We start from the raw sequence: 11,545 nt of genomic DNA, 5'->3' as shown, positions 1-11,545 counted from the left end.
ATGTTCGGGGCAGGTGATTTCCTGGGATGAGGACGGCAAACCTCTCCGCATGATTGGCTGTCATATTGACATGACTGTTCGCAAACAAGCCGAAAACAACCTCCACCATATCAACCTAGTGCTGGAAAACGCTGTAGAAGGCATTGCCCGCTTGGATGCTGCCGGGCGATACATCAGCGTTAACCGTGCCTATGCCGAGATTTGTGGCTATAAACCAGATGAATTAATCGGTCAGATATGGACGTTGACAGTTGATGCAGAGGATTTACCTGCACTGGAATCAGCCTATCAAACCATGCTGCAAACGGGCAAGGTAGATATTGAAAGCAAAGGAGTGCGTCAGGATGGTTCTCTGTTTTACAAGCAGATGATCATGATTACTGATCATGATGAGCAGGGGGCATTTATCGGGCATTACTGTTTTATCAAAGATATTAGCGATCGCAAACGCAGTGAACAGCAACTAGCCACCAGCGAAGCCCGCTTCCAAAAACTAGCATCAACTTTACCGGGAATTATCTACACCTCAATTCAGCGAGTAGATGGATCGATGGAATTTACCTACGCCAACGACTTCATCTCGGAGGTATCAGAAATGGAGGTGGATCAGATACTGGAAAACACAGATATCCTGTTGACCATGTTCCATCCCGATGATCTGAAAGGATATCAGGTAGCTATGCAGGAAAGTCTAGCCACTATGCAGCCGTTTAGTCACGAATGGCGCATTATCACCCCATCGGGTAAAACAAAGTGGATACAGAGCAATAGTCGTCCAGAAAGGTTAGCAAATCAAGAGGTGCTTTGGTTTGGGGTTGTCATAGACGTAACCGATTTTAAGCAATCTGAACTGGCTTTGCAGCGAAGTGAAGCCCGTTATCGCAACATCATTGAAACCACGATGGAAGGGGTGTGGATGCTAGATGCAGAGTGCAAAACCACATTTGTCAATCAGAGGATGGCAAATATGCTGGGCTACACTACAACCCAGATGGCAGGTACTAACCCGATGGACTTCGTTGCTCTAGCTGATCGCCCCCAAGTCCAAAGTTATATAGAACGGCAACAACAGGGCATTGAAGAACAACAGACCTTCAAGTTTCAGCGCCAGGACGGAACTAATTTGTGGGCCATCGTCTCAGCCACACTGATGTTAGATGATCAAAGTAACTTTATGGGGGTAACTGGCTTAATTACCGACATTACCGAACTCGTCACGGTTCAAGAGGCACTTAAATCTTCTCAGATCCAGCTCACCAGTGTTTTAAATAGTTCTTTGGATGGGATTATGGCCTTTCGGTCGGTACGGGATCACCAGGGTACAATTATTGATTTTGAGTGGCTATTGAGCAATCCCACCGCCTGCTCCCTTGTGAAACGATCAGCAGATGATTTAATTGGGAAGCGGCTATTACAGGAATTTCCTTGCAATCAAGAGGAGGGTTTGTTTGATCTCTATGTTCAAGTAGTAGAAACCGGTGAGCCGATTCAGCGACAGTTTCACTACAACCGCGATGGCATTGAGTGTTGGCTGGAAAACATTGCGGTTAAACTAGAAGATGGCTTTGCCGTTACCTTCCGGGACGCGACGCTCATCAAGCAATCAGAAATAGCGATTCAGCAAGTGAATCAAGAACTGCAAGAACGAGTTGCCGACCTTGACCAACGCCATGCAGAAATGCTGATCTTGAGCGAAATCAGTGATTTCCTGCAAGCCAGCCTGACGGTAGCAGAAGCCTGTGCAGCCTTCAGCAGTTTAGTGGAACCCCTCTTTCCTAACTGTTCAGGGGGAGTGTTTATTACCAATCCGTCTCGTAACCGCGTGGAGATGCTGTCCTCTTGGGGAGATTCCTTCCAATCTGCACCTGATTTTCACCCCAAGGAATGCTGGGCATTACGACGGGGGCGATTGCATACCTGTGAAGAACATCAAGCGGGGCTACGTTGTCAGCATATCCCAGCAGATGATGCGATCGCCACCACTCTTTGCATCCCCATGATTGCCCAGGGTGAAACCTTGGGTTTGTTCTATCTCAGTACCAATACGCCTACCGCTTTATCTGATGCTAAAGCACAGATTGCTCGCACTGTTGCCGAACAGGTGGCACTGGCGATTGCTAACTTAAATCTGCGCGAAACCTTACAATATCAAAGCATCCGCGATCCTCTCACTGGTTTATTTAACCGACGGTATTTAGAAGAAGCCCTGACTCAAGAAATTGCCCGTGGCCAACGTCAGCAACACCCAATCGGTGTAGTGATGATTGACGTAGATCACTTTAAGCGGTTTAACGATACCTACGGTCATGATGTGGGGGACTATGTGTTGCAAACCATTGGCACAATACTTAAAGAGAGCGTGCGTGGGTCAGATATTGCCTGTCGCTATGGGGGAGAAGAAATGACTCTGATTCTGCCGGAATCTTCCCTAGAAGAAACTAATACGAGGGCAGAACAGATTCGAGAGGCGATCTCTAATGTGATTCTTGCTTACAACGGACAGCATTTGGGCAAACTGACTATCTCACTGGGTATCGCAGGTTTCCCAAAGCATGGCGTAAAAGGCACATCCCTGATCCAAGCTGCTGATGCTGCCCTCTACCGTGCCAAAGCTGCCGGACGCAATCAAGTTGTAATTGCACCATAACGCATCTCTACAATAGAACAACAACTGATTGCGGACAGGGTTAATTATGCTGGAACATGATGTAATTATTGTCGGAGGGGGATTGGCGGGATGTCGCGCAGCCCTAGAAATTGCACGCACTGACCCTAGTTTAAATATTGCTTTGGTAGCGAAAACTCATCCCATCCGTTCCCACTCGGTAGCCGCCCAAGGTGGGATGGCGGCTTCTCTAAAAAATGTGGATTCTGAAGATAGTTGGGAAGCACACGCTTTTGATACTGTCAAGGGTTCTGACTATTTAGCCGACCAAGATGCAGTGGCTATTCTCGCCCAAGAAGCCCCAGATGTAGTAATTGATTTGGAACATATCGGTGTTTTATTTTCTCGCTTACCTGATGGTCGCATTGCTCAACGGGCTTTTGGAGGACATTCCCACGATCGCACTTGCTATGCTGCGGATAAAACCGGTCACGCGATTCTGCATGAGTTGGTTAACAACCTGCGGCGTTTTGGTGTGCATATCTATGAAGAATGGTATGTAATGCGCTTGATTTTAGAATCAGGTGAGGCCAAGGGTGTGGTGATGTTTCACCTGTTAGATGGGCATATAGAGGTGTTGCGGGCGAAGGCGGTAATGTTTGCCACTGGTGGCTATGGTCGCGTTTATAATACTACTTCTAATGATTATGCTTCTACTGGCGACGGTTTAGCGATGACGGCGATCGCTGGTTTACCCCTAGAAGATATGGAATTTGTCCAGTTTCACCCCACTGGTTTGTATCCTGTAGGGGTGCTGATTTCCGAGGCTGTCAGGGGAGAAGGAGCCTATTTAATTAATAGCGAAGGCGATCGCTTCATGAAAAACTACGCCCCCAGCCGCATGGAATTAGCCCCTCGTGATATTACCTCACGGGCGATATCTTACGAAATTCGCGCCGGGCGTGGTGTTCATCCCGATGGCAGTGCCGGGGGTCCCTGTGTCTATCTTGACTTGCGACACATGGGTAAAGAAAAAATTATGAGTCGTGTTCCCTTCTGTTGGGAAGAAGCCCACCGCTTAGTCGGTGTTGACGCAGTAACTCAGCCAATGCCGATTCGCCCCACAAATCACTACTGCATGGGTGGTATCCCAGTGAACACTGATGGTCGAGTTCGCAGCAGTGGAGATAATTTAGTAACAGGCTTTTTTGCAGCAGGTGAAACATCTTGTGTGTCTGTACACGGTGCTAACCGTCTTGGTAGTAACTCGCTATTAGAATGTATAGTTTATGGCAAGCGCACTGGGGCAGCGATCGCTCAATATGTGCAGAATCGGAAGTTACCTGCTGTGAACGAAGAACACTATATCCAAGCAGCCCAGCAAGAAATCCAAACCTTAATAGAACAGCCTGGAAAATATCGAATTAACCAAATTCGTCAAGCCTTCCAAGATTGTATGACTGAATGCTGTGCCGTTTTCCGTACTGAAGAAATCATGCAGGAAGGTTGGCAAAAAATCACAGAATTACAGCAGCAATACCCGCAAATATATTTAGACGATAAAGGTAGCTGTTGGAATACAGAACTCGTAGAAGCCTTGGAATTACGAAGTTTGATGGTGGTAGGACAAACAATTCTAGCCTCAGCCTTAAATCGTCAAGAAAGTCGTGGCGCACACTTCCGCGAAGATTATCCCCAGCGAGATGATACTAATTTTCTGCAACATACAATGGCTTATTATTCACCAGCAGGTATTGACATTCAATATCGCCCAGTAGTCATTAATATGTTTGAGCCAAAAGAGCGGAAGTATTAGAAATTTTCCCAAATGAAATTATTCATTTTGTAGTCCTCTTTTGATATCTGATGAGTATTGCAATGTATACAAAAACACTCGCACTCATCCCACAGTAAAATTGCGGACATTGACTTTTCCGTGAAAGATCGTCTCTATTGTCAGTTGTCAGCCCTAGCTAGGGCTGGCTGAATAAATATAAAACCCAGATAAATTGAAGGTTTGAAGTGATAAACCCGAAAGTAGGTGCAAGATTTTTGAAGGGTGTACCATCAAAAGTGTGAACTTTGGTTGAATAAATCAGAAAATTTGGGGATGACAGATAGCTGAAACTGTTCCCTATTCCCTGCCTCCACGACAAAAGTTTGGCAGCGAACCCTATTTAATTCGGCTGATGTCCATTATGCAAAAAAACATAATTTTCCCAGACTTAACTCTCTTTTTATAGAAGACAAAAAAAACTGCAATTATAATTAATTAAGATGATTGATATTGATACATAGTTATTGCTTTGTTTAACTCTGTCTGGGAACTTTTTTAAAAGCAATTCAATCATAATAGTAGAAATTTGAAGCACCATAAAACTGCCCCTAAATCTGCTCCTTGGAACAGTTAAGTTGGAGTGTTCACAGTTCACTTTTGCGTCAACATCAAAAAGTTATGAAAACGACAATTACTCGGTCTGCCTTATCATCAATTTTTAGTGCAGTGCTTGCTTGTGCAAGTATTATGCCAATAACTCCTGTTCAAGCCCAAAGGAACTGTAACAGGGCGACCAGACCAGAAATTGCAGGACTTTTCGACCGATGGAACAGGTCTTTACAAACAGGTGATCCAAATTTAGTTACTCAGAATTATGCCAGAAATGCTATTTTGCTGCCGACAGTTTCTAACCAAGTGCGCCGAAATCATGAAGAAATTCAGGATTATTTTGTAAAATTCTTAGCACTTCAACCTGTAGGCAAAATTAATTACAGTAGTATTCGCCTTTATTGTGGTGTCGCCATTGATTCTGGGATATATACATTTACAACCGTAAATAATGGTCAGACTCAGGAAGTTCAAGCCAGATACACCTTTGTCTATAATCGAGTCGGCAATCAATGGCTAATAGCAGAACACCACTCTTCAGCTATGCCAGAAACCATTACTACCAGTGCTAAATAGCAGTTGATTGCTGATGATCACATCCAACCACTTCGCAGAGTCATTAGCTTTTGACAATGGTTTGAATTAGCCCATAGTCCACAAATTTTTTCGCCCATAAGTTACCAGGAACGACCAATGACTACTTAATTAAGTAGGAGTTAAGCAATAATAAAATTTGCTTGACTCTTACTCAAAATAGATGTATAATTCATATCAAATCGAAGGGGAGTAGCTGCTAGCAGTAAATTTTAAATTACAAGCTAGTGCGTCTGAATCAACATACTGGCGATGAGCCTGGTTCAGATGGCAAATAACAAATATTTGGTAGCGAGACCTTCACTGAGTTTGCACATAAAAGTGTGTGAGCTTCAGTGAAGTCTTACCACTCTCATTGAAGCTCCACACAGGTAAAAAATCCTTCAGGAGTTTAAGAGAGTGTTAGCAGCATTTACAGCAGGTTTATTCCTAATTACAATTTCGGAGCTAGGGGATAAAACATTCTTTATAGCCGTAATCTTAGCGATGAAACACTCGCGAAAGTTAGTCTTCATCGGTGTGGCATCCGCCTTAGCTGCGATGACAATTCTTTCAGTTTTATTCGGGCAAATTGTATCTTTATTGCCAAAAACTTATGTAAAATACGCGGAAATAATTTTATTTTTTGCCTTTGGGGTAAAGCTGTTATATGAAGCTAGTAAGATGTCGGGTTCTAGCTGTGAGACAGAAGTAAACGAGGCTAAAGAAGCAGTAGAAAAAGCAGAGTTACAAACAAAGATAAAAACTCCCTTAGCAATTTTCATAGAAGCCTTTACACTGACATTTGTCGCAGAGTGGGGCGATCGCACACAAATTGCCACCATTGCCCTAGCTGCAAGCTATAACGCCGTGGGAGTAGCTGCGGGTGCAATTTTAGGACACACTATTTGTACAGCGATCGCAGTCATTGGCGGTAAAATTATTGCCGGACGCATTTCTGAACGTCAACTCACCTTTGCAGGGGGCTGTCTATTTCTGATCTTTGGCATCGTTGCTGCTGTAGAAGGAGTATAAAGGATTTGGGACTGAGGAGTGGGAAGAGAGAGGGAAGAAGAGGAGAACGTTCTCCCTATACCCCACACCCTGCCCCCTCAAGGTTTTAGCTTATCTTAATGCCATTACCCTATATCCTTAATCCTCAGAAGGAGTTTCCGACGATTGTGTAGGTGTAGGTGTAGGCGCAGGCGTTGGAGTAGCAGCCGCCCTGTTAATTTCATCCTTGTATTGAGCAGGTGCTAAAGCCACGGCGCTATCAAATAAAGGTTTAGCTTCTTCGACTTTGCCCTGTTCTCTAAAAAGCATTGCTTTTGCTAAAACGGGGCGAAAATCTTGAGGATCTTGCTTAATTGCTTGATCATAGACAGAAGTAGCTTGAGGATAGCGCATCTGAGAAGCGTGAACAGTACCTAATAGTACCTGTATAGCCACTGTATCTACAGTTCCTGGCTGAATTTTATTTCCCTGATCTGCCTTAGAAAGAGTATCTTCGAGCAAACCAACTGCGGCTTCAGGACGTTGCTGCTCTAACAACAGAGCTACTATACCTTGCAAAGCCTTCAAATCACCAGGTTTAGTTGCTAAAATTGAGCGATAAGCTTGAGCTGCTCCTTCCTGATCTCCCAATTGCTGCTTTGCTTGAGCTAACAGGACTCCATATTCCGACTGTTGGGGATTGAGTTGAGCTAGTTTTTCTAGAGGCTCAATAACTCCTTGAACATCACCTTGTTTTAAACTGAGCAGTTGTAGCCTCGCCTGTAATAAGCCATTCAGCGCAGTTTGATTTTCTGGTTCCCGTTGCAAAACCAATTCATAACCTCGTACTTCGTCTTGCAACTTTGATATTTGGTCAGAGGATTGTACTCTCGTGTCAGTGCTAGTGGCATTTTGGTTTAAGGGTGACGGATTATTAATAGCGCTGATAATAGGAATGACCGAAACACCCACAAATGCAGCTACTGCCAGCGCTAAGATGATCCTAACTATCCAACGATTGCGCGGTTGAGACACAGTTTTGTCTTACTCCAGAATTCAAACGACATGATCATTTACATAAATCGGAAAGCGAAAAATTTCCAAAACCTTGCGGAATACCGCCAATTGCCTGTGAATTTTATAACAATTAACTATTCACATTGCCAAAGTAAGTGATGACTTTAGGAGGAGCCGTCAGAATTGTACTTATGATATGCTTCCGAAACTAGTGTAAAGGCTCTCAGTTACATTAGCGTATTAATGCAAATGTAGCGTCTTTACCATTGTATTGGGCGCTCTGGTGTAGGTTTATGTAAAGTCAACATAACTTTCATTAACTGCACAAACGCTTTTTTTCATTGCCTTCGTAAAATCCCATTATGGGATGTATCTCCGCCGCAAGGAGTTTTTATGAATTCCGACCTGATGCCTTTGCCTGAATCTTCTAACTCTTCTACCAACCATCAGCCTCAAACCTATAAAGAGGCTACTGCTAATGTTCATACAGTGGCAGTGCATGACTCTCAGCCAGAAAATGCCTCTGTTCAGCCTAGTGAAACTACCTCCAATGGCAACTTAGGTCATCGCCTTCAACCGATTCCGCCTCCCAGTGAGCCGATGCAGTACCGAGCCATCGGGTTAGTCCGAGGTCGTTACCTTGCTAGCAGCGAACAATTTACTCAAGGTACACTGCTAACCAAAGATGGTGTAGAACTCAACGCAGTCCTACTCGGCCGAATTATGAGCTTAGTCAAGAATCATCTGGATTTAGAAAAAGATCATTTGTGGGTAGTTTATCCACGTACACGACAAGAAAACGACACCTTACACCTCCAAATTGTTGGGGTTTGGGAACCAGAAAATCTGGCTAAACAGCCAACCAAGGAGGATGAACAAGATTCACAGTCACAAAAATCACAGAAGTTGCAGACAACTGATGATGATCTACCCGAAAATCAAGAAGAATTTACAAGTGAACTGGTATCTTCATCCGAACTTTCTGACGGTAGTTTTTCCGTGCGTGGTGAGTTAGTTTACCAGTCTTTTGACGCTAAGAGCTTAGTAGTCAAAATTAAGCAAGCGCCACGCAAATCAACTGATAAACCCAAATATTTTAAGTTGAAACTGCGGGGTGTACTGACCACCAAAGGTGTGAACAAGTTTTGGGACTTTAAAGCCAAGCGGGAAGCTGATGTATTAGTAGTGGAAAAAGCCGAAGCGATCGCTGATCTGCCCAAAAAACGTAAACCACCCTTCAAAACAGGCTTTCGCGGTGGTGGGAGAAAACCATTTCCGCCTAGACGCAGTGGAGAAACCCCAAAACCAATCAAGAAAACAGCCGGCGAACCATCGGCGGTATCCAAACCCATACCAAAAGCCCCAGCACCTAAGCCCATTAAACGGCCAAAACCAGCTCAGGAATAGGGGAGGAAGCAGGGGAGCAGGGAGCAGGCTTGCCCTGAGCGCAGTCGAAGGGGAGCAAGGGGGAAGAAAATTCTCCATCCCAGTCCCCGTCCCTAAAAGTCCGTCCAACGGTCTTGGGGTAAAAATGACCTGTCCATCGGAATTGGAGCCACAGGTTCTGTGAGGGTGAAAGTACCTGCGGAAATCCATTGTTTTAATTCTGTGGCAATTTGCCGAGAAAAAAACATACTGGCTAGGGGAGCAACCCTCACAGTTTTACCCTCAATGGTGATGCGCCCAGACTTGAGTTGGGCGTAACTCACTAAACCAAAGGTAGGACGAACGCGCCGAGGAATAGAAAAATCGACAATTGGCGCGACTAAATCTTGATCTTGAACACTACAGCATTTAACTACTTCTTCGTTTAAGACTGGCAGGGGAACACCTACACCCAGCATTAACGAGGGACCATAACTTTTAAAGTAACAACCCCGTACCCAACGCGCATCCATTTGTTTGGCATCTCCGATTAAGGCTAAAGTGGCAGAGGGGCCAATGGGTGTACGATTGGGTAAACGCTTTTGTAAGGGGAAGTGTTGAGTACCTTCCCAAGCTACATAGCCAATACCGCCACCTAAAAAAATTCTTGTCCCAATACCAACAAGTTGCAAATCGGGGTCGTTCAGTAAGGGGGAAATTGCCCCAGGGTTAGAGTAAACGGCATTTCCCAAACTAGGTTGTAAGGGTCCGAGGTAAGTAAAAAGTGAGCGATCGCCTCCGTTCACACCTACAATAAAATTTTGGTAAAGATTGCGCGGATTGAATAAATAAAACTGATTGATGGTGTCACGGGTAATAGTGGTTTCAAAGGTCGCCCGTGGGTAACAATCTGTTACTTGTCCTTGAGCTTTTACGTGTACAGGTTTCCCAGCAATTAAGTTCTCAATCACATGACCACCACCATGTTCGCGGATTTCTTCCCCATCCATGACATCTACAGAACAACTCGCACCCAAGTATAAATCTACTGCGCCAAAACCTGAGTATGCTGGTACACCATCTATCCAACAGCGTCGAATTTTAATTGGGGGGTCAGTGTGTCCGAGATTAATAATTGCACCACTGGATTCCATTGGCTCAAATGTGCCAGTGGTAATTACATCAACTTCTTTAGCAACTTTGCTCACGCCGACTTCGGCTACTCGTGCTTTTAATTCTTCAATTGTCAATACTACTGCACGTTTGCGGCTGATTTTTTCGTTAATTTCGGCAATTGTTCGCATTTTAAATATAATTTTCCGATAAGTAATTTAGCCCGCACATTTTCTTTAACTGTCCAATCAATGGTTAAATTAGAAGAATGGCTTTCAGCAAATCATGAGCAATATTATCAATTTTTCAAAATAATTGATTTTGACTTTTTCGTGTTGAGTTTCTCTATCTTGTTGATATTCAAAATCTACCCCATCTGTGAAGTTTCATGGCTAAATAAAAACTAAGTCATATAATCTGCTAAGAAATTTTCAATCCCTTTAATCATAAGTTCCACATCAGAACGAGTAAATTTTTCAAATTCTCCATGTGCTGCTTTATTACGAATATCTGCCCAGGCTGTCAGCTCTTTTGCTTTTGGTTCATGGAAAACACCTGCTTTTCTTAATTCAACAATAAGTGAATTTAACCTTAAGGGTTTACCATCATCCTTAATTGTTGATATAGGAGGAATTTGTTTAATACAAAGGGTTCTTAAGGCTTTTTCTAAAACTGCTCCAGATAATACGGCTGCTGGAACATGGTCATATTGACCACTTGCACCTTCTGCTAACAACTGTTCAGCCTGTCCCATATAATCTGCTGCAATTTCTGCCTCTACTTGAAGCATTAAATCTCCTAAAAATCCCTGTTCAAAATCCTCTTTTATTGCTTTAAGGTTAGAGATGCAAACTTCTAATAAGTAATTATCGTTATCTTCTAAGCGTCTAATTTTATTAATTAAGTCTTGATGAACTCCGTCTTTAGGAAGGCAGTGGCTTAATAAAGAAATACAGTTGAACTTCCATTTCTCCAAAATTCTGAAATCAGCATTATTTTTAACCACATAGCTATCAGGATAATCATAAGTAGATATTGCTTCTCCTTTAGCAATTAGTTCATCAAAACGTGTAATGTATTTGTTAAAAAGGTTTGTTGGTAAAGTCATTATGCTAATTTCTCCATTACTTTTCTGCTTCTTGAACGCAAATTTATCCTGATATCAATGACTTTATACAAATCAAGAATTTCTTTACGGTTATAACCTCTTTCGTGAAGTATATTATCAATTGTTGGGTTGCACTGTCGCTGACTCCAACCTACATCTATTAATCTGCTTCTGGTAAATTAGAGTTGACAATCTGTGCAAACTCTTCTAAAGAATTAACGCTAATTGTTGATACAAGAAGTTCTTTTAAAAAGGATGTATCATCAATTTGATTAATGCTTGCAACTAAATTATCGGGAATATCACCAAACCGCACTTGTACAAGTGTGACAATATTTTGTTTCCGAGTCTTTTTAATAGTCCGTTGTTCGATGTTAGTTAACAA

At 43.2% G+C, this 11,545-nt stretch carries 8 protein-coding genes and 1 pseudogene; 5 read left to right on the top strand and 4 right to left on the bottom strand.

Annotated features, from left to right (window positions below):
- The 4 genes from VB654_RS03310 to VB654_RS03295 form a co-directional block, all read left to right on the top strand.
- On the top strand, nucleotides 1–2,647 hold a 2,647-nt coding region (locus VB654_RS03310), incomplete at its 5' end, for a diguanylate cyclase (protein ID WP_323212013.1).
- A gap of 46 nt (nucleotides 2,648–2,693) precedes the next feature.
- Nucleotides 2,694–4,421 (top strand): succinate dehydrogenase/fumarate reductase flavoprotein subunit, encoded by a 1,728-nt coding sequence (locus VB654_RS03305; RefSeq protein WP_323212012.1) that lies wholly within the window; start codon nucleotides 2,694–2,696, stop codon nucleotides 4,419–4,421.
- Between the two features lie 639 nt (nucleotides 4,422–5,060).
- The gene (locus VB654_RS03300; RefSeq protein WP_323212011.1) at nucleotides 5,061–5,567 is read left to right on the top strand and encodes an SgcJ/EcaC family oxidoreductase; all 507 of its coding nucleotides are present in this window, start codon (nucleotides 5,061–5,063) and stop codon (nucleotides 5,565–5,567) included.
- A gap of 417 nt (nucleotides 5,568–5,984) precedes the next feature.
- Nucleotides 5,985–6,599 carry a TMEM165/GDT1 family protein gene (locus tag VB654_RS03295; RefSeq protein ID WP_323212010.1) on the top strand — a complete coding sequence of 205 codons (615 nt, stop codon included), beginning with the start codon at nucleotides 5,985–5,987 and terminating at the stop codon, nucleotides 6,597–6,599.
- 117 nt (nucleotides 6,600–6,716) lie between these two features.
- Here the strand turns inward: VB654_RS03295 and VB654_RS03290 are convergent, their stop codons facing one another.
- Nucleotides 6,717–7,592, bottom strand: a complete 876-nt coding sequence (locus VB654_RS03290) for a tetratricopeptide repeat protein (RefSeq protein ID WP_323212009.1) — start codon at nucleotides 7,590–7,592, stop codon at nucleotides 6,717–6,719.
- 375 nt (nucleotides 7,593–7,967) lie between these two features.
- Between VB654_RS03290 and VB654_RS03285 the strand changes: the two genes are divergently transcribed.
- Complete coding sequence (locus VB654_RS03285) at nucleotides 7,968–8,981, top strand: hypothetical protein (RefSeq protein ID WP_323212008.1); 1,014 nt, start codon at nucleotides 7,968–7,970, stop codon at nucleotides 8,979–8,981.
- 92 nt (nucleotides 8,982–9,073) lie between these two features.
- Here VB654_RS03285 and VB654_RS03280 read toward each other — a convergent pair whose 3' ends face one another.
- The 3 genes and pseudogenes from VB654_RS03280 to VB654_RS03270 form a co-directional block, all read right to left on the bottom strand.
- Complete coding sequence (locus VB654_RS03280; protein WP_323212007.1) at nucleotides 9,074–10,243, bottom strand: homocysteine biosynthesis protein; 1,170 nt, start codon at nucleotides 10,241–10,243, stop codon at nucleotides 9,074–9,076.
- A gap of 212 nt (nucleotides 10,244–10,455) precedes the next feature.
- A complete protein-coding gene (locus VB654_RS03275; RefSeq protein ID WP_323212006.1) occupies nucleotides 10,456–11,160 on the bottom strand; it encodes a DUF4145 domain-containing protein in 705 nt (234 codons plus the stop codon).
- 160 nt (nucleotides 11,161–11,320) lie between these two features.
- Nucleotides 11,321–11,545, bottom strand: a pseudogene (locus tag VB654_RS03270) (hypothetical protein); the annotation flags it as partial.

The sequence above is a fragment of the Nodularia sp. UHCC 0506 genome (assembly GCF_034931045.1).
Lineage (GTDB): Bacteria > Cyanobacteriota > Cyanobacteriia > Cyanobacteriales > Nostocaceae > Nodularia.
Note: the sequence above shows the minus strand (reverse complement) of the source record. Positions and strands in the feature narration are given on the sequence as shown.